Here is a 17,916-nt window from a genome sequence, read left to right as displayed (position 1 = left end):
GATCAGCCCTTGACGGCAGCACCGAGGTCGGTGGCCCGGAAGAAGCGCTGGAAGACGATGAACAGGATGACGACGGGGAACGCCAGGGCGGTCGCTCCGGCGAGGATCGCGCCGTTGGGGTTCGCCGTGGACTGCGCCACGTTCGAGATGTAGTTCGCGAGGGACACGGCGAGCGGTTGCAGCGATGCGTCCTTCGTGATGAGGAACGGCCAGAGGAACTCGTTCCACGGGCCGATGAAGGTGACGAGCACGACGGTCACGAGCACCGGCTTGATGAGCGGGATCGCGACCGAGGTGAGCAGGCGGATCTCGCCGGCGCCGTCGATGCGGGCGGCCTCGAAGATCTCGACGGGCAGCGCTTTGAAGAACTGCACGAAGATGAACACCGCCGTCGTGTTGATGAGGAACGGCAGGATCATGCCCATGTACGAGTCGCCGAGCCCGTAATTGCGCGTGATCTGCACGTACAGCGGGATCATGAGCAGCTGGAACGGCACCATCTGCACCAGCAGCATGAGCACCCAGATCACTCCGCGACCGCGGAAGTCGAGCCGCGCGATCGCATACCCGGCGAGCAGTCCGAACACGACGGTGCCCAGCAGCACGCCCGCCGTGAAGATCAGCGAGTTGAGCAGCGAGCCGACCAGGTCGATGCGGGAGTCGATCGCGAGGAAGTTGTCGATCGTCCAGCCGCTCGTCGGGAAGAGCTCGTCGGGCGAGTTCGTCGGGTTCTCCTGGAACGCCCCGACCAGCATGAAGTAGAACGGGAACGCGAATCCGATCGCCGCGACCGTGAGCAGGATCACGCTCAGGATGCGGGGCAGTGAACGCTTGCGTCTCATGGTCATCGCTCCCTGGTGGCGCGGTTGGCGGCGAGCGACAGCATGCCGACCAGGATCACGAGGATCATGCCGATCGCGGCCGCGGTGTCGGGGTTCTGCTGCTGGATGCCCAGCTGGTAGATGAGCAGCACGGGTGTCGAGGAGGCGCCGTCGGGGCCGCCGCCGTTCGTGAGCAGGTACGGCTCGGTGAAGAGGTTCGCTCCGGTGATGATCGACAGGATCAGCACGAGCGTGGTGGCGCTGCGCACGCCGGGAACGGTGACGTTCCAGAAGCGCGAGAACGCGCCCGCGCCGTCGGTCTCGGCCGACTCGTAGAGCTCCTTCGGCACGTTCTGGAGTGCGGCGAGGTAGAGCAGGATGTAGAACCCCAGCTGCTTCCACGTGACGTACAGCGCGATCATCGGCATCGCGAGACCGCTGTTCACCAGCCACGACGGATCGGGGGCGAGCGGCCCGAGGATCGTGTTGATCAGGCCGTTGCCCGAGAACAGCAGCATCCACACGCCGACGAGCGAGACACTGGCCGTCAGATACGGCACGTAGAACGCCACCCGGTAGGCGGCGACCCAGCGGATGCCGGTGTTCAGCGCCGCCGCGAGCACGAGCGAGAGCACGGCGGTGAGCGGCACGTTGATGACGAGGAAGACCAGGGTGTTGCGGAACGATCCGAGCACCCTCGGGTCGGTGAGCACGGTGACGAAGTTGTCGAAGCCCACGAACGGCCGGTCGACCTCGACATTGGGTGCCGTGAAGAAGTAGTCGTGGAAGGCGATGTAGACCGCGAATCCCAACGGGAACGCGAAGATCGCCAGCACGAAGACCAGATACGGCAGGGCGAAGAGGCCGCCGATCGGCTGTGCACCCAGCAGTCGGTTGCGTAACCGCGCCCTCGGTGACCGGCCCGCGGACGGGGCCGGGGCGGTGGTGCCCCCGGCCACGTCCGCGACGGCGTCGTCTCGGAGAGTCATGTGCGGCTCATCACTCGGCGACGAGATCGTCGATCTTCGTCGCGGCGTTCTTCAGGAAGTCGTCGATCGACTCCTTGCCGAAGATCACGGCGGCGGAGTACTCGTCGCGGAACGCCTGCCAGGCCTCCACGGAGTTCGGGATGCTGGGCACGTCTGCCGTGGCCTCGGCCTGCTCGGCGAACGCCACGTAGTTCGGGTTCGCGTCGAAGTAGTCGGCGTAGGTCTCGGTGAGGTCGGTGCGCATCGGCATCTGGCCCGTCGCCTCGAGCAGCTGACCGTCGCTGTCGACGCTCGTCGAGAACTTCAGGAACTCCCATGCGGTGCCCTGGTTCTCGCACGCGGTGAACATCGAGACGCTCTTCGAGTCCGCGAACGTCGTCGGGTTCTCGCGACCGTCGCTGGTCGGCACGGGCATGAACCCGACGTCCACGGTCTCGGCGTACGAGGGGATGGCCCACGGACCGGCGAGTTGCATGGCGGTCGTCCCCGCGGACATCGCGTCATCGGTCGACGCCTCGTTGGGCGAGAGCTTCTCGTCGTAGAAGGTCTTCCAGAACTCCGCGACCTCGCGCCCTGCATCCGAGTCGACCGTCGCCGCGCCGTCTTCGACGAGCATGGTGCCGTCGGTCTCGGCGAGGTACAGGGGATAGAAGTCGAACCAGGGCTGGTAGAACTCGCTGGTGGGTGCCGGCCAGATCGCACTCTGCACTCCGGATTCGACGATCGCGCGTGACCCGGCGAGGAACTCGTCGTACGAGGCCATCTGGGGGTCTTCGGGATCGATGCCCGCAGCCTCGAAGAGGGCCTTGTTGTACATCACCATGACCGGGTTCGACTTCCACGGCAGCTGGTAGAAGCTTCCGTCGGTGGCATACGAGTCGACCTCACCACCGCGCTCGGTGATGTAGTCGCTGCCGCCCTCCATGGTGCTGAGGTCGACGAGCCCGCCCTGCTTGACCCAGCCGGAGACCGCCGCCGGAGCCACGTTGTAGACCAGGCAGGGTGCGGTGCCGGCGGTGATGGCGGCGGTGATCGCCTCTTCCGACGACGAGCCGGCGGGGATCTCCTGCGCGTTGACCTTCTCGTCGGGGTGCTCGGCGTTCCAGGCCTCGACGACGGCGGTGCCCCAGGCGACCTCCTGCTCGTTGTTCGACAGCCAGATGTCGATCGAGCCGGTGCCCTCGCCCGAGGCATCGCCGCCTCCACCTCCGGATGAGCATCCGGTGGCGACGAGCGCGACCGCTCCCAGGAGCGCTGCTGCGCGGATCTTCTTCTTCATGTTGTCCTCCTTGACGCGATGGTTCGGGTGATCGTCTAGCGGGCTGTGCTCTCCCGGAAGTGCACGACGTTGCAGTCGACGACCTCTGTGCGCGGCTCGGCGCCGAGGATGTCGGCCTGAAGCAGGCGGGCGGCAGCGCGTCCTCGCGCGGCGGGGCCCGATGAGACGCTCGTGAGTGCGGGGGAGAGGTGGGCCGAGAGATGGTCGTCGTCGAAGCCGGCGATCGCGAGATCGCGGGGGATGCTGAGGCCGCTCGACCGCGCGAACGACAGCCCGGCGATCGCCATGGTGTCGTTGGAATAGAGGATGGCGGTCGGGCGATCGGGCAGCGCGAGCAGCTCGGCGGTGCGCTCCCGGCCACTCGAGGCGGTGAAGTCGCCCTCGCGCAGCAGGGCATCGCCGCCCACGGCATCGGTGTAGGCATCGGCCCGCACGCGCGAGTGCACGTAGTCGAGCGGACCCGAGACATGAGCGATGCGTTCGTGGCCCTCGGCACGCAGGTGAGCGATGATCTCGCGCACGGGCGCATCGTCGTCGGTGCGCACGCACGAGAATCGGGTCGGCTGCTCGTAGGCGCCGACCAGCACCGAAGGGAGGTCGAGCTCTTCGAGCAGCGGCACGCGCCAGTCGTCGTTCCGCAGGTCGAGCAGCAGGGCGCCGTCGGCGCGCCCGTGGCTGAGCGACCGGTAGGCCCGCTCCTCGGCCGCCCGATCGGGAACGACCTGCAGGATCAGCGCCGTCTCGGTCTCAGCCAGCACCGATTCGACGCCAGCGATGAACGCGGGGAAGAACGAGTCGTTGGCGATGACCTCGGGGTCACGGGCCAGCACCACGGCGATCGCATTGGCCTTCTGCGTGGCCAGCGCGCGGGCGCTCTGGCTCGGCACCCAGTTGAGCTTTTCGGCGGCGGCGAGCACCTTGGCTCTGGTGTCGTCGGAGATGGGCCGCTTGCCGCTCATCGCGTGCGAGACGGTGGCCTTGGTGACGCCGGCCTCGCGGGCGACGTCGGCGATCGTCGTGCGGCTCATGCCACCTCCTCGTGGAACTTTCGGGTTGATCCCTAAGCACTCGGCACGGCACGATTTAACCGGTTTGACGAATGTGGGTGAAGCGAGTGTAAACCGGTTTGACGGATGCGGTCAAGGCCCGTCACAACCGACGGGATCATGCGTCGGGGGAGGAGCCCCCATCTGCCCACTCGAGGACCCGCGTCCCCATCAGGGTCAGCCACCGCGACGGGGCGCCTTCCGCGGCATCGACGGCGAACCACGTCCGCCCCTCCAGCGGCGGGCCCTGGAGCCAGGATCCATCTGCCTGTCGCGCCGCGCGCACGAGCTCGACTGCGGCATCCGTTCGCGGGTCTCGGGCGGTTCGGTCGGACTGTGACGCGTCGCGGAAGTAGTCGAGCGCCGCCAGAGCGCTGTACTGATGTCTGCTCGGGTAGACGAAACGGACCACGAACCCGTCCACGAGCTCGCCGGTGGAGGCACGGAACATCAGCTGCCTTCGGAGGAGGTACTCCTCGCCGGCGTGCCGCGTCGATCGCAGTGACGTGTCCCCGGTCGCGAGCTCATAGGAGAGCATCCCGCGGAGCGCGTTGAGCGTGGAGTGAAACGAGGATCGGACCGAGTCGCCCTCCTCCGCCTCGCAGTTCCACCCTCCGTCGGCGAGCCGGTGCTCCGGGAACCATCGGACCAGTCGCGAGACGTCGGCCCCCAGCCATGCGCCGTTCGCGAGGGTGAACGCGTTGATGCACACGTCGATCTCGCCACCCCAGAAGGGCATGTCGTCATACTCCCACCGGCAGTTGCGTGCGAGACGGTCCGCGGTGTCGCCGAGCGCCGCCGCGGGCACCCCCCACTCCCGGAGCTGATTCAGAGACCAGCTCGTGGCAGTCCACGGTTGACCCGGCTGCTCCGCCTCCGCAGTTCCGAAGAAGTCGCCGGGAAAGTGCGCCCCTCCGTCCCAGCGTCCGTCCGGATCCTGCGCGGCGAGGAGTGCGGCCCCGAAACCCTCCGTCGACACCCGAGCTCGCGTGGACCTCCAGACATCGGCCGGGGCGCCGAGCAGGTCGCGCTCCACCTGCCAGCGCAGGGCCGGATCGGCATCGAGCATCCATGCCATCGTCGCCGCGGGCGTAGCCATGCGAGCAGGGTACTCCCGCCGAGTCGATGCCGGGAGTCCCTCGTTCTGGGAGGCCGGGGTCAGACGAAGGTGACGGTCTGCTGCAGGCGTGTGCGCACGTCGAACAGCTCGTTGCCGCCGATGGCGCGGGCACCGGGGACTCCCTGGCGCAGCACCATCGCGAGCGCACTGCGACGCACGACGACCACGGGAACGCCGCGGCTGCTGCCGAGCGGGGTGACGGCCTGCGCGAGATCGTCGTCGGGGAGCACCATGATCAGTCCGCCGAACTTCACCCGTGCGGCCTTGGCCACGGTGCGCATGCGCGAGAGTGTGGCGGTGACGGGCGCGCGTGTGCCCAGACTCGGGCCCGTGATCTCGCCCCGACGGAACCCGACGACTCCCCCGAAGTCCTCCGACATGACGCCGTAGAGGCCCGAGGGGCTGAGCACGACATGGTCGAGCTTGTCGTCGGCATCCGCTCCTGTGGCGACGTCGTGCCACACCGTGAAGCCCATGCCGAGCGCGCTCACCGTGCGGGCGGTCGCCTCTTCGGCGAGAGCATCGGCGAGCAGGCGTCGCAGGTCGCGCGGGGCCGAGCGCACGAGCGCCGGGTCATAGGGGTCGGGCACCTCGACGCCACGGCCGGCCCATTCGCGGATCAGCGACAGGTAGCGCTCGCGGCGCCACCCGCCGGGATGCCCGTACGAGCGAGCTCGAGGGCGGGTGTCCGTGCGGGCGGCCGACTGCGGCCGCCAGCCGTTCCACTCAGGCTCGGCCGGGATGCCGGGGTGCGCACCCGAGCGACGGTCGTAGGCGGCGCGGCCCTCGGGGGTGCCGATCAGCTCCCATGCTCGCTGCACCTGGATGAAGACGGCCGCGTCTCCGCCCGTGTCCGGGTGGGTCTGCCGCAGGCGCAGGCGATACGCGCGCCGCAGCTCGCCGTCGTCGACGGTCGGGTCCACGCCGAGGATCTCATAGGCGGAAGCCGAGAGCGGGCTGTCGAACATCGCTCTCCTTCCGAGATCGCGGCATCCAGAATATCCGGATGCTGTTGTGGATCAGCCGGGCGCGTCGGCCAGGGTCAGGCCGGCACGTCGACGACGCGCTCCACGCCGATCACCGGCACCACGGAACCGGCGGATGCCGCTGCGATGTCATCCGCGAGCCGGTCGATCTCCTGCGCGGGCACCCACACCTCGAGAGTCGCCAGCGCCGCGTATCGTGGCTCGCCGAGCGTCGCGCCGTGACGCGGCACCCAGTCGCGCAGAAGGTTGTCGAAGCGTCCGGCATCCGCCTGCGCGACGTCGATCGTCACCTGGGTCAGGGACTGCCGGTGCACGAGCGATGCGAGATCGAGGGCTTCTGAGACAGCGGTCGAGTAGGCCCGCACGAGCCCGCCGGCGCCGAGCTTCACGCCGCCGAAGTAGCGGGTCACCACTGCCACGACGTCCGTCAGCTCGCGCCGTCTGAGCACCTCGAGCATCGGCACCCCCGCAGTGCCGGACGGCTCACCGTCATCCGACGAGCGGGCCTGATCGCCGAGCAGGCCGGTGACCATCGCGCTGCAGTTGTGCCGCGCATCCCACCACTGCTTGCGCAGGCGTGCGATCACGGCATCCGCGTCCTCGACCGAGGTGACCGGCTCGACGGTCGCGATGAACCGCGACTTCTTGATGACGAGTTCATGCTCCACGGGCGCGGCGATCGTGGCCGGGTAGGTGCGGGGCGGAGTCATCCGCCTCAGACTACCCAGCGCACGCCGCTGCTCAGCGGTCGACTCAGATGTCGACTCAGCGGTCGACGAACGACATCTGTTGCGGGTTGTACCGATCTCCCTGCACGCCGACCCGGTCGGCGAGCTGATCGAGGTCGGCGAGTTCGTCGGCCGACAGGGCCACCGTGGTGGCTCCCGCATTCTCGGCGATCCGCGACGTGCGCCTCGTGCCGGGAATCGGCACGATCCACGGCTCTCGAGCGAGCAGCCACGCGAGGGCGATCTGGCCGGGGGAGGCCTCCTTGGACTCCGCGAGCGAGGCGACGTGGCCGACCAGCGCCTCGTTCGCCGCCCGGTTCTCCTCGCTGAAGCGCGGGATCGTGCCGCGGATGTCGCCGTCGGCGAATGAGGTGCGGCGATCGACCGTGCCGGTGAGGAACCCCTTGCCGAGCGGGCTGAACGGCACGAAGCCGATGCCGAGCTCGCCGAGTGTGGGCAGGATCTCGGCCTCAGGGTCGCGCGTCCACAGCGAGTACTCGCTCTGCAGCGCCGTGACGGGCTGCACGGCATGGGCCCGGCGGATCGTCGAGGCCGATGCCTCGGACAGCCCGAAGTGCCTCACCTTGCCCTCGGCGATGAGCTCGGCCACTGTGCCTGCGACGTCGTCGATCGGCACATCCGGGTCGACACGGTGCTGGTAGAAGAGGTCGATCACGTCGGTGCGCAGGCGACGCAGCGACTGCTCGGCGACGCGACGGATCTGCTCCGGCCGGCTGTCGAGCCCGACGCTCTTGCCGTCTTCGATGCGCCAGCCGAACTTCGTCGCGATGACGACCTGGTCGCGGATGGGCTCGAGAGCCTCGCCGACCAGCTCCTCGTTCACATAGGGGCCGTAGACCTCCGCGGTGTCGAAGAAGGTGACGCCGAGGTCGAGAGCCGACCTCAGCACGCCGATCATCTCGTCGCGGGTGCCCGGGTTCGGCCCGTAGCTCTGCGACATCCCCATGCATCCGAGCCCGACGGCGGAGACCTCGAGGCCCTGTCCGAGTGTGCGAGTGTGCATTGCGTGTCCTTTCGTCGAGACCGACGCTACGCGCGGCCTCGACGATGAGGGAGGGGCTGTCAGAACCTCCCACGGCCGTCCAGGACTACTCCGGGGAGTCGTCGCGCAGGTACGCGATGTGCTCCGCGTGACGGGTCAGATGGTTCTGCGACGTGCGCACGAACATCCAGGCGACGAGCAGCAGCACGAACCAGATCGGCGTCACGAGCAGCGCGATCAGGGTGTCGGGCTGCGTCGTGAGCGCCCAGAGGATGAACACGAAGAACGCGAGCACCACGTAGACCATGAAGATGCCGCCCGGCATGCGGAACTTCGACGCTGCGACCTTCTCCGGCCGCCGACGGCGGTACACGAGGTAGCTGCAGAGGAAGATCGTCCAGACGAACATGAAGCACACGGCTGAGACCGTGGTCACCATGTCGAACGCGGTGCCGATGTCCTTGCCCGCGTAGAGCAGCACGACGCCCGAGAGCAGCAGGATGCACGACAGGAACAGAGCGTTCTGCGGCACACGTCGCTTCGACAGCCGGCCGAAGACGCGCGGGGCGTCGCCGTCCTGCGCGAGGCCGAACACCATGCGCGACGTCGAGTAGATGCCCGAGTTGGCGCTCGACATGGCCGAGGTCAGCACGACGAGGTTCACCACCGTCGCCGCGATCCCGAGACCCGCGAGGGCGAACATCGCGATGAACGGGCTCTCGCCGGCGACGTACTCGGTCCACGGGGTGACCGCCATCAGGATGATGAGCGCGCCCACGTAGAAGAGCAGGATGCGGATCGGGATCGCGTTGATCGCCTTGGGCAGGTTCTTCTCGGGGTCTTTGGTCTCGGCCGCGGCGGTGCCGACGAGCTCGACGCCGACGAAGGCGAACACGGCGATCTGGAACCCGGCGACGAAGCCCATGAAGCCGTGCGGGAACATGCCGCCGTGGTCCCACAGGTTGCTGAAGCTCGCGGTTCCCGCATCGTGCTGGAAGCCGGTGAAGATCATCACAAGACCCGTGACGATGAGCGCGACGATCGCGATGATCTTGATCAGCGCGAACCAGAACTCCATCTCGCCGAACGCGGCGACGGTGGGCAGGTTCAGTGCGAGCAGGATGACGATCACGAGGACGCCGGGGATCCACAACGGGATGCCGGGGATCAGCGCATCCGTGTACCCCGCGATCGCGATCACATCCGCGACTCCGGTGACGACCCAGCAGAACCAGTACGTCCATCCGGTGAAGAAGCCGGCCCACGGGCCGAGCAGGTCGCTCGCGAAGTCGCTGAACGACTTGTACTTGAGGTTCGACAGCAGCAGCTCGCCCATCGCCCGCATCACGAAGAAGAGCATGAAGCCGATGATCATGTAGACGAAGATCACCGAGGGGCCGGCGACCGAGATCGTCTTGCCGCTGCCCATGAAGAGGCCGGTGCCGATGGCGCCGCCGATCGCGAGCAGCTGGATGTGACGGTTGCTCAGGGCCCTCTTCAGGTGCTGGTCGTCGCCGTCGGCGGTTCCGTCCACCCCGACGGATCCCCGTGTTCTCTCTGTCGTCATCGCTCGAACCTCCGGTGTTGGGCGCCGCGTCCCGCTGCGGCATCCTTCCGACCGTAATGGCCGATCGGGGATGGCAGTTAACCGAATCGATTCGATATCCTGGTTCGACCCCCGATCATCCCCCCAGTTCTGCGAGCCGCTCCCACCATGGCCACCTCTCTCACCACGGGCCGCCCGTGGCGTGTCATCCTGTCGTTCTCGATCCCCCTGCTGCTCGGCAATGTCGTGCAGCAGATGTACCAGTTCGCCGATGCCGTCGTCGTCGGCCGACACCTCGGCGTCGAGTCCCTCGCCGCCGTCGGCGCGACCGGCAGCCTGCTGTTCCTGCTGATCGGCTTCGCCTGGGGCCTGACGAGCGGTTTCGCTATCCCGATCGCGCAGGCGTTCGGCGCGGGAGACGGCGCAGCGGTGCGTCGCTCGGTCGCGACGGGCGTGATCCTGACCGGCATCACGAGCGTGGTGCTCACGATCGTCGCGCCGCTGATCGCGGCGCCGACGCTCGCCCTGCTGCAGACGCCTGACGAGCTCATGGCCGAGGCGGCGATCTTCACGCAGATCAGCTTCATCGGCGCCAGCGCGACGATGTTCTTCAACTTCCTCTCGGCGATCATCCGTGCCATCGGCGACTCGCGCACTCCGCTGATCTTCCTCACGGTGTCGTGTGCGCTCAACGTCGGGCTCGTGATCCTCATGGTCGCCCCGCTCGACTGGGGCGTGGCCGGTGCGGCTCTCGCGACCGTCGTCGCCCAGGCCGTGTCGGTCGTGCTGTGCCTCGAGTTCGTGCGTCGCCGGCTGCCGATGCTGCACCTGCGTCGTGCCGACTGGCGCGTCACCCGCGACGACATCCGAGAGCACCTGCGCCTCGGCCTGCCGATGGGCTTCCAGGCGTCGATCATCGCGATCGGCACGCTCGTCGTGCAGGTGGCCCTCAACACCCTCGGCTCCGAGGCCGTCGCCGCCTATACGACGGCGTCTCGTGTCGACGGCCTCGCCGTGGCCTTCCTCTCGTCGCTGGGTCTCGCCTCATCGATGTACACGGCGCAGAACCTGGGCGGACGCCGCCCCGACCGCATCCGCCGCGGTGTCGTGGAGGGCACCTGGATGGCGATCGCCGCCGGCATCGCGCTCGGAGGCGTCATCATCGCGTTCGGGGCGCCGCTGGTGCGGCTGTTCGTCGGCGAGGGCGCGGCAGCGGATGGGGTCGTCGAACTCGCGCACCTCATGCTGATCATCAACGGATGCGGATACTGGGCGCTCGGCGTGCTGTTCGTGCTCCGCGGTGCGCTGCAGGGCCTCGGCCACACCCTGGTGCCCACCGTCACGGGTGTGATCGAGCTGGTGATGCGCGTGGGCGCCGCCATCGTGCTCGGCGCGCTCATCGGCTTCGAGGGCGTCGCGCTCAGCAACCCTCTCGCGTGGCTCGGCGCGATCGTGCTGCTGGTGCCGGCGTACGTGCGTGCGCACCGGTCGCTCGGCCGCATGCGCGTCGACCCCGTCGAGGCCACGGAGACCTCGGCGATGGCGATCATCGGACCCACCGACGGCTCGATGGTCGTGGACGCGGTCGTCACCCAGCCGGTGCGAGTGATCAGGACCTCGCGTTTCGCGCGGTTGACGCGCCGCTGAACAGCTCGTCACAGTTGCAGAACATCATCCTTGAGATGGATGCCCGGCATGCCGACACTTCGTAATGTTGGTGATGCGGAGATTCCGCAGACCGGGGGGTCGTGATGACATCGTCAAGGGTGGCAAGCGAACTGGCATCGATTCTGGTGCCGATCGGAGTGGTGGGGGCTGTGCTCGCAGCGCTGTGTGCGCTCATCGCAGGAATCGCGATCATGCGCGGAGCGGCGGGTCTCGCCGGCGGAGCGGTCGGTCTGTGGATTCCGAGCGCGATGCTCAGCTCCACGGCATCGTTCGCGAATCAGTGGACGCCGCTGCTGATCTCAGGCGCCGCGCTCGTCGCGATGCTGGTGATCGGAGCAGTGGGTCGCGGCATCGTGAACACGGGTGAGCCGGCACGAGAAGCCGCCCGCGCCGCGCGCGTCCAGGCGCTCATCGACGCACCGGACCCGGTCGTCGTGCCGCGGGGCACCACGGTGACGCCGAGCACAGGCAGTCAGCCCGCGCTGGCAGGCTGAGAGCTCGTCAGCGGTAGTCGCGGTCGCGGTGCTGTGCGGCCTCGTCTGCTGAGGTCACGCGCTCGGCCTCTCTGGCGCGCAGCTCGACGCGGCGGATCTTGCCCGAGATCGTCTTGGGCAGTTCGGGAACGAACTCGATGATCCGCACCCAGAGGTGCGACGACAGGCGGTCGTGGGCGTAGGCGAAGATCGAGCGGGCGGCGTCGGCTTCGGCGCCGACCGCGTCGGGGTGCAGGCACACGTACGCCTTCGGAACCGCGAGTCGCGTCGGGTCGGGGCTCGGGATCACCGCCGCCTCGATCACGAGGTCGTGCTCCAGCAGCACCGATTCGAGCTCGAACGGCGAGATCTTGTAGTCGGAGGCCTTGAACACGTCGTCCGCCCGGCCGATGTAGGTCAGGTATCCGTCGGCATCCCGCTGGGCGATGTCTCCGGTGTGATGGAAGCCGCCGACGCGGGATTCGGCCGTCTTGTCCGGATCGTCGTAGTACCCGGCCATGAGCCCGACCGGAGGGTGGGCCAGGTCGAGCGCGATCTCGCCCTCGTGCTCGGCGATCTCTCCGGTGGCGGGGTCGAGCAGCACGACCGGGTACCCGGGCAGCGGGCGCCCCATGGAGCCGACCTTCACGACCTGACCGGGGGAGTTGCCCACACAGGCCGTCATCTCGGTCTGCCCGAAGCCGTCGCGGATCGTGCCGCCCCACGCCGCGCGCACCCGGTCGATGACCTCGGGGTTCAGCGGCTCGCCCGCTCCGACCAGCTCCCGCGGCGGGTGGGTGAGGCGCGCGAGGTCGGCCTGGATCAGCATCCGCCACACCGTCGGCGGAGCGCAGAACGTGGAGACGTGGTGGGTGTCCATGACCTGCATCAGGGTGTTCGCGTCGAACCGGTCGTAGTTGTAGACGAACACCGTCGCCTCGGCGAGGAACGGCGAGTAGAAGCTCGACCACGCATGCTTCGCCCAGCCGGGTGAGGAGATGTTGAGGTGCACGTCATCGGGTCGCACGCCCAGCCACCACATGGTCGACAGGTGTCCGACGGGATACGAGACGTGCGTGTGCTGCACGAGCTTCGGGCGGCTGGTCGTGCCGCTCGTGAAGTAGAGCAGGGCCGTGTCGTCGGCCGGTGTGGCGGCGTCGGGCTCGAAGGCCGCAGGGGCGTCGGACGAGCCGTCGAAGCGCGTCCATTCGGCGGGGATGCCGTCACCCACACCGATGCGCAGCACGTCGGCGTCGATGTCGGCGATGCGCTCGGCGAGGCTGCCGAGCGTGACGATCGCGCGGGCCTGGCCGTGCTCGACGCGGTAGGCGAGGTCGGATGCCGAGAGCAGGGTCGACGTCGGGATCGACACCGCGCCGATCTTGGTGATCGCGAGCATCACCTCCCACAGCTCGATGGTGTTGCCGAGCATCACGATGACGTGGTCGCCTCGTCGGATGCCGAGGCCGGTCAGCCAGGCCGCGACCTGATCCGAGCGGGCCGACAGCTCTCCGTATGTCCACGACTCGAGACTGAGATCGGCCGAGACGATCTGCACGGCCGGGCGGTCGGGCGTCTCGCCCGCGATGACGTCGAACCACTCGAGCGCGAAGTTGAACTCCGTGGGCGTCGGCCAGACGAACCCGTCTCGCGCCGCCGCGTAGTCGGTGGCATTCGCGAAGAGGAAGTCGCGCATCTCTCTGATCGCGGACGTGGCTGCGGTGGCGCTGCGGCTCATTCTGGGCTCCCTTGCTCGGCAGACGTGTCCATCCTCGCCCACGATCCGCTCAGCGCGCGAGCAGGCCGGCGCCGTCGCGGAGCTCGAACACCAGCTGCGTCTCGGTGCCGCGGACGACGGGGTGGATCGTGATGTGCTCGAGCACGATGTCGCGCAGGGCGGTGGCATCCTGCACCGCGACGTGCACGAGGAAGTCGTCGACACCCGCGACGTGGAACACCTGCAGCACCCGCGGGATGGCCGCCAGCGCGTCGAAGAGCGCGGTGACCTTGGGGCCCGTGTGATTCGCGAGGCGCACCTTGATGATCGCCTGCAGAGGCAGTCCGAGAGCCGACCCGTCGACCCGGATCCGGGTGTCGCGGATGATCCCGCGCTCGCGCAGTGCGCGCACGCGGTGCGCGCATGTCGACTCGGCGAGACCCAGCCCGTGCGCGAGCGCCTTGTTCGTGACCTCGGCGTCGCGGGTGAGCACGGCGAGGATCTCGAGATCGATCTCGTCGAGCTGTGCTTTCGCCAATGCCCGCACCTCCTGGTATTGCCTCTTTGCTCAGAATATCGAGAACGAGCCAGAATCCGACGGATGCTGTCGAATCTCTGCGCATCCATCGCGTTTCGGGCAACGTGGCAGACATGACTGCACCGTTACATCCAGACACCGTCGCCGTGCACAGCGGCCGCTCAGACCTCGAGGCACTGGGAGTCCACGCGCTGCCGATCGACCTGTCGACGACCAACCCGCTGCCCGACATCGAGCGCGGTGGCGACTCGTACGAGGCGATGGCGACGGGTGGGCGTCCGCCCGCCGACGGCAGCATGGTCTACGCGCGGCTCTGGAACCCCACCGTGGGGCGGTTCGAAGACGCCCTCGCCGAGCTCGAGCACGCCGAGGCCGCCGTCGCCTTCGCATCGGGCATGGCGGCGATGACCGCGGTGATCCTCGCGCACGGCCCCGCAGCGGGGAAGAACCACGTGGTGGCGGTGCGTCCCCTCTACGGCGGCACCGATCACCTGCTCGGCTCCGGCCTGCTGGGTGTGGAGACCACCTATTGCCACCCTGCCGAGGTCGCCGCATCGATCCGTCCGGACACGGGACTCGTGGTGGTGGAGACCCCCGCCAATCCGACGCTCGAGATCGCCGACATCGCCGCCGTGGTGGCGCAGGCGGGAGTCGTGCCGGTGGTCGTCGACAACACCTTCGCGACGCCCGTGCTGCAGAATCCCCTCGACCACGGTGCGGCCATGTCGCTGCACAGCGCTACGAAGTACCTCGGCGGACACGGCGACGTGATCGCGGGCGTGGTGGCCTGCGACGAGCAGACCGCGGAGGCGCTCCGCCGTGTGCGTGCCGTGACCGGCGGTCTGCTGCATCCGCTCGGCGCCTACCTGCTGCACCGTGGGCTCGCGACCCTCCCGGTGCGCATGCGCGCGCAGCAGGAGAGCGCTCGCCGCATCGTGCAGTGGCTGATCGACCGCCCCGAGATCGCCGAGGTGTTCTATCCCGGACTCGACGACGACCCGCAGGGCATCATCCAGCGTCAGATGCGGGGCACCGGGGCCATGATCGCAATGCGGATGCGGGGCGGGTATGCCGCGGCATCCGCCGTCACCTCATCGACGTCGCTGTTCACCCACGCCGTCTCGCTGGGCGGGGTCGATTCGCTGATCCAGCATCCGGCCGCGCTCACGCACCGGCCCGTGCCGGCGGAAGCGCGCCCCGACGCCGATGTGCTGCGACTGTCGATCGGTCTCGAGAACGTCGACGACCTGATCGCCGACCTCGCGCAGGCATTCGCTGCACTGTCGCGGGTGGAGGGCGCCGTGGCATCCGGCCGTTCGTGGGCGTGAGGTCGCGACGTTTGTCGAACAGCTACAAGGAACTGAGTCTCACCATGAACGGTATCTAGTTCCGAGGAGCAAACCTGTGCGAATCCTGAGAGCCCGCCCATACACTCGCCGGTGGCAAGGACGCCACTGACCCCGGGAGTCCTCAATGACGAGTGCAAAGCCCCACGCGCACGGAATCGGAATGCGCATAGCCGTGATCGTGCTCAGCCTGCTGCTGGCCGCGATGGTGATCCTGTTCTTCCTGACCACGGGCAAGATCGCGGCCGGTGCCGCGGAACTCGCTGACGGCACCACCACCGCACGAGACGGCTCGGCCGACCTCGCCGCAGGTGCCGGTGATCTCTCTGCGGGCGCCGACGAGCTCGCCGCAGGCACGGAGCAGCTCGCGGCGGGAGCGACGAGCGCCCACGTCGGCTCCGAGAAGGTCGCCACGGGTGCGCAGAGCGCCTCCACCGGCGCCGCCGCGCTCGCCGTAGGTGCCGACACTCTCGCGATCGGCGCCTCGAACGCCGCGTCCGGGGCTGCTCGGCTGAGCGCCGGAGCACTGTCGGCGCTCACAGGTGCCGAGCGTCTCGAATCGGGACTCACGACGGCGGATGCCGGTGTGCAGTCTGCGCTCGACGGTGCGCAGAAGGTCTCGGCCGGTGCGCAGCAGATCGACTCAGGAGCCCGGGCCGCACTCGACGGCGCTCAGCAGGTGGCCGCAGGAACGCAGCAGGTCGACGGCGGAGCCCAGTCGCTCGTCGACGGCGCTCAGGACCTCACGACGGGCGCGCTGCAGGTCGACGCGGGAGCCCAGTCGGTGCTCGACGGGGCGACGAATCTCGCCGCCGGGGTCGCCGGCGCGCACCAGGTCGCGGGGCAGGTGCTCGACGGGGCGAACCAGCTCAGCTCGACGATCACCGGCGCCGTGACGCCACAGCTTCAGGCGCTCGCCAGCCCGGAGAACGCCGCGGCGATCACCGAGGCGGCCAACGGTGCCCCCGCGAACGCGCAGCAGCTGGCCGATGCGCTCTCCCAGCTCGCTGCGGCAGACCCGACGAACGCGCAGATGCAGCAGCTCGCTGCTCTCGCCGCCGGAGTGGATGCTCAGGTCGACGGAATCGCCGGAGCGGCCGCCGCGGCACCCGTGCTCGCGCAGGGGACGATCCAGGCCGCCGCCGGAGCGCAGCTGGTCGCCGGCGGTGCGAATGCGCTGGTCAACGGCGATGCCGCACAGGGATGGCCGGGAACGGTCGCGCTGGCAGACCCGACCGCAGGGGCCCCGGCATTCGTCACGGGGGTGCAGCAGTTGAAGGCCGGCACTTCCGGTCTCGCCGCGGGCGCCTCGACGCTCGAGTCCGGTGTGGGCACGCTCAAGGCAGGCGCCTCAGCGGTGTCCGCCGGTGCGTTGAAGCTCGCCGACGGTGTGCAGCCACTGAGCGACGGAGCCTCGCAGCTTTCGGGAGGCGCGCTCGCGCTGGCCACGGGACTGCAGCCTCTGAAGGCGGGCACCGCAGAGCTGTGGGCCGGCGCGGATCGGCTCGCCGCTGGTCTCGACACTCTCGCCGATGGCGCCGTGTCGCTGCAGGACGGTTCGGCGCGGCTCAGCGCCGGTGCGGCGAGCCTCGACGAGGGCGCGACCGCGTTGGCCGAGGGCACCGAGACGCTGAAGGTCGGTGCGTCAGACCTGAGCACCGGCGTCGGCGAGCTCTCCGAGGGTGCTGCCACTGTGGCCGAAGGCACCGGCGAACTGGCGGAGGGCGGTGACAAGCTCGAGGCGGGTGCATCGGAACTCGCAGACGGCAACGGCCTGATCGCCGACGGCTCCGGCACGCTCGCGACCGCGACGGCGGGCGCTGCGCCGTCGATGCTGCCCTGGATGCTCGTCGTCACGCTGGCAGGACTCATCGCGGTCGGCTTCTGGATCGGCCACCGCGTCAGTCACCGTCGGAGCGTCTGAGCGGCATCCCGGACTGACGCCGCACGCATCGAAGGAGATCTCTCGTTCCGAAGAACCCGATCCGCACGATCGTCCTTCGACACGGGAGATCTCCTTCGGCGCGCGTGAGACACAGGGCGAGAGGATGCCGGAGCCTGGCTCTACGGCAGGCGGATCGTGCCTGTGGCGATCCGCTCCGTCGGCATCCGATCGCGGTTGTAGGTGATCTCGTCGTACCCGTGAGGGGTCGGCGTGCCGTCCTCGTCGAGGCTCACGAACACGATCTTCTCGATCGTGAGGATGCGCTTGCGGGTGATCATGTTGCGGGCGACCGCGCGCATGGTCAGCGAGGTGGTGCCGAAGTGGGTCGCCTGCAGGCCGATCTCGATCAGGTCGCCCTGCACGGCTGAGGCCTCGAAGTTGATCTCGGAGATGTGCTTGGTCACCGCGCGGTAGTTGCCCAGCTGCACGATCGCGTAGATCGCGGCCTCCTCGTCGATCCACTTGAGCAGGCTGCCGCCGAACAGCGATCCGTTCGCGTTCAGGTCCTCCGGCTTCACCCATTTGCGGGTGCGGAAGTTGATGCCGTCTTCGGACCACTGCCACTCGGGTGTCTGCTGTTTCGCCATGCTTCGAGGGTAGGAGCATCGTGAGTCGGTGGTGTTACGCGTGCACATCCGTGCATGTCGACGGTCGCTCGGTCTCGGGTCGCTCTGCCTCGGGTCGCTCTGCCTCCGGCGGATCTGCCGAGGG

16 protein-coding genes are annotated in these 17,916 nt (G+C 68.6%); 4 read left to right on the top strand and 12 right to left on the bottom strand.

From position 1 onward, the window contains the following. Nucleotides 1–2: 2 nt before the first annotated feature. The 9 genes from MRBLMI13_RS07755 to cycA all read right to left on the bottom strand — a co-directional run bounded on the left by MRBLMI13_RS07755 (nucleotide 3) and on the right by cycA (nucleotide 9,539). Nucleotides 3–842, bottom strand: a complete 840-nt coding sequence (locus MRBLMI13_RS07755) for a carbohydrate ABC transporter permease (protein WP_042540439.1) — start codon at nucleotides 840–842, stop codon at nucleotides 3–5. 2 nt (nucleotides 843–844) lie between these two features. After that, a complete protein-coding gene (locus MRBLMI13_RS07750; protein WP_309692200.1) occupies nucleotides 845–1,810 on the bottom strand; it encodes a carbohydrate ABC transporter permease in 966 nt (321 codons plus the stop codon). 10 nt (nucleotides 1,811–1,820) lie between these two features. Beyond that, complete coding sequence (locus MRBLMI13_RS07745) at nucleotides 1,821–3,089, bottom strand: extracellular solute-binding protein (protein ID WP_042540443.1); 1,269 nt, start codon at nucleotides 3,087–3,089, stop codon at nucleotides 1,821–1,823. A 35-nt stretch (nucleotides 3,090–3,124) separates the two neighbouring features. Beyond that, a complete protein-coding gene (locus tag MRBLMI13_RS07740; protein ID WP_367821615.1) occupies nucleotides 3,125–4,117 on the bottom strand; it encodes a LacI family DNA-binding transcriptional regulator in 993 nt (330 codons plus the stop codon). Between the two features lie 136 nt (nucleotides 4,118–4,253). Next, nucleotides 4,254–5,234, bottom strand: coding sequence for a squalene cyclase (locus MRBLMI13_RS07735; protein ID WP_367821613.1), 981 nt, complete (start codon nucleotides 5,232–5,234; stop codon nucleotides 4,254–4,256). A gap of 59 nt (nucleotides 5,235–5,293) precedes the next feature. Beyond that, nucleotides 5,294–6,223 carry a J domain-containing protein gene (locus MRBLMI13_RS07730; RefSeq protein ID WP_367821611.1) on the bottom strand — a complete coding sequence of 310 codons (930 nt, stop codon included), beginning with the start codon at nucleotides 6,221–6,223 and terminating at the stop codon, nucleotides 5,294–5,296. Nucleotides 6,224–6,297: 74 nt separating this feature from the next. Beyond that, a complete protein-coding gene (locus MRBLMI13_RS07725) occupies nucleotides 6,298–6,951 on the bottom strand; it encodes a YigZ family protein (protein ID WP_367821609.1) in 654 nt (217 codons plus the stop codon). Between the two features lie 55 nt (nucleotides 6,952–7,006). Then, complete coding sequence (locus tag MRBLMI13_RS07720; RefSeq protein WP_367821607.1) at nucleotides 7,007–7,993, bottom strand: aldo/keto reductase; 987 nt, start codon at nucleotides 7,991–7,993, stop codon at nucleotides 7,007–7,009. A gap of 85 nt (nucleotides 7,994–8,078) precedes the next feature. Further along, the gene (gene cycA / locus MRBLMI13_RS07715) at nucleotides 8,079–9,539 is read right to left on the bottom strand and encodes a D-serine/D-alanine/glycine transporter (protein ID WP_056374858.1); all 1,461 of its coding nucleotides are present in this window, start codon (nucleotides 9,537–9,539) and stop codon (nucleotides 8,079–8,081) included. A 147-nt stretch (nucleotides 9,540–9,686) separates the two neighbouring features. Here cycA and MRBLMI13_RS07710 point away from each other — a divergent pair, with 147 nt between their 5' ends. Beyond that, nucleotides 9,687–11,165 carry an MATE family efflux transporter gene (locus MRBLMI13_RS07710; RefSeq protein WP_367821605.1) on the top strand — a complete coding sequence of 493 codons (1,479 nt, stop codon included), beginning with the start codon at nucleotides 9,687–9,689 and terminating at the stop codon, nucleotides 11,163–11,165. Nucleotides 11,166–11,269: 104 nt separating this feature from the next. Continuing rightward, on the top strand, nucleotides 11,270–11,680 hold the full coding sequence (locus MRBLMI13_RS07705; protein WP_367824994.1) for a hypothetical protein: 411 nt from the start codon (nucleotides 11,270–11,272) through the stop codon (nucleotides 11,678–11,680). A gap of 7 nt (nucleotides 11,681–11,687) precedes the next feature. Here the strand turns inward: MRBLMI13_RS07705 and MRBLMI13_RS07700 are convergent, their stop codons facing one another. Continuing rightward, entirely contained in the window at nucleotides 11,688–13,397 is a 1,710-nt protein-coding gene (locus tag MRBLMI13_RS07700) for an AMP-binding protein (protein WP_367821603.1), read from the bottom strand. Nucleotides 13,398–13,446: 49 nt separating this feature from the next. Next, nucleotides 13,447–13,923: an Lrp/AsnC family transcriptional regulator gene (locus MRBLMI13_RS07695; RefSeq protein WP_042540462.1), complete on the bottom strand. Its 477-nt coding sequence runs from the start codon at nucleotides 13,921–13,923 to the stop codon at nucleotides 13,447–13,449. 104 nt (nucleotides 13,924–14,027) lie between these two features. Here MRBLMI13_RS07695 and MRBLMI13_RS07690 point away from each other — a divergent pair, with 104 nt between their 5' ends. Both MRBLMI13_RS07690 and MRBLMI13_RS07685 read left to right on the top strand, forming a co-directional pair. Then, nucleotides 14,028–15,242, top strand: coding sequence for a trans-sulfuration enzyme family protein (locus MRBLMI13_RS07690; protein WP_367821600.1), 1,215 nt, complete (start codon nucleotides 14,028–14,030; stop codon nucleotides 15,240–15,242). A gap of 145 nt (nucleotides 15,243–15,387) precedes the next feature. After that, nucleotides 15,388–17,184: a hypothetical protein gene (locus tag MRBLMI13_RS07685; RefSeq protein ID WP_367821598.1), complete on the top strand. Its 1,797-nt coding sequence runs from the start codon at nucleotides 15,388–15,390 to the stop codon at nucleotides 17,182–17,184. A 140-nt stretch (nucleotides 17,185–17,324) separates the two neighbouring features. On the opposite strand, the gene MRBLMI13_RS07680 is transcribed toward MRBLMI13_RS07685, so the two are convergent. After that, on the bottom strand, nucleotides 17,325–17,792 hold the full coding sequence (locus tag MRBLMI13_RS07680) for an acyl-CoA thioesterase (RefSeq protein ID WP_082041096.1): 468 nt from the start codon (nucleotides 17,790–17,792) through the stop codon (nucleotides 17,325–17,327). Nucleotides 17,793–17,916: the final 124 nt, after the last annotated feature.

The organism is Microbacterium sp. LMI13-1-1.1 (genome assembly GCF_040815625.1).
Lineage (GTDB): Bacteria > Actinomycetota > Actinomycetes > Actinomycetales > Microbacteriaceae > Microbacterium > Microbacterium forte.
Note: the sequence above shows the minus strand (reverse complement) of the source record. Positions and strands in the feature narration are given on the sequence as shown.

What these genes read in the sequence shown, in the direction of transcription:
- MRBLMI13_RS07755 (WP_042540439.1), bottom strand. Translation starts at nt 842, where the DNA reads ATGAGACGCAAGCGTTCACTGCCCCGCATCCTGAGCGTGATCCTGCTC.
- MRBLMI13_RS07750 (WP_309692200.1), bottom strand. Translation starts at nt 1,810, where the DNA reads ATGACTCTCCGAGACGACGCCGTCGCGGACGTGGCCGGGGGCACCACC.
- MRBLMI13_RS07745 (WP_042540443.1), bottom strand. Translation starts at nt 3,089, where the DNA reads ATGAAGAAGAAGATCCGCGCAGCAGCGCTCCTGGGAGCGGTCGCGCTC.
- MRBLMI13_RS07740 (WP_367821615.1), bottom strand. Translation starts at nt 4,117, where the DNA reads ATGAGCCGCACGACGATCGCCGACGTCGCCCGCGAGGCCGGCGTCACC.
- MRBLMI13_RS07735 (WP_367821613.1), bottom strand. Translation starts at nt 5,234, where the DNA reads ATGGCTACGCCCGCGGCGACGATGGCATGGATGCTCGATGCCGATCCG.
- MRBLMI13_RS07730 (WP_367821611.1), bottom strand. Translation starts at nt 6,223, where the DNA reads ATGTTCGACAGCCCGCTCTCGGCTTCCGCCTATGAGATCCTCGGCGTG.
- MRBLMI13_RS07725 (WP_367821609.1), bottom strand. Translation starts at nt 6,951, where the DNA reads ATGACTCCGCCCCGCACCTACCCGGCCACGATCGCCGCGCCCGTGGAG.
- MRBLMI13_RS07720 (WP_367821607.1), bottom strand. Translation starts at nt 7,993, where the DNA reads ATGCACACTCGCACACTCGGACAGGGCCTCGAGGTCTCCGCCGTCGGG.
- cycA (WP_056374858.1), bottom strand. Translation starts at nt 9,539, where the DNA reads ATGACGACAGAGAGAACACGGGGATCCGTCGGGGTGGACGGAACCGCC.
- MRBLMI13_RS07710 (WP_367821605.1), top strand. Translation starts at nt 9,687, where the DNA reads ATGGCCACCTCTCTCACCACGGGCCGCCCGTGGCGTGTCATCCTGTCG.
- MRBLMI13_RS07705 (WP_367824994.1), top strand. Translation starts at nt 11,270, where the DNA reads ATGACATCGTCAAGGGTGGCAAGCGAACTGGCATCGATTCTGGTGCCG.
- MRBLMI13_RS07700 (WP_367821603.1), bottom strand. Translation starts at nt 13,397, where the DNA reads ATGAGCCGCAGCGCCACCGCAGCCACGTCCGCGATCAGAGAGATGCGC.
- MRBLMI13_RS07690 (WP_367821600.1), top strand. Translation starts at nt 14,028, where the DNA reads ATGACTGCACCGTTACATCCAGACACCGTCGCCGTGCACAGCGGCCGC.
- MRBLMI13_RS07685 (WP_367821598.1), top strand. Translation starts at nt 15,388, where the DNA reads ATGACGAGTGCAAAGCCCCACGCGCACGGAATCGGAATGCGCATAGCC.
- MRBLMI13_RS07680 (WP_082041096.1), bottom strand. Translation starts at nt 17,792, where the DNA reads ATGGCGAAACAGCAGACACCCGAGTGGCAGTGGTCCGAAGACGGCATC.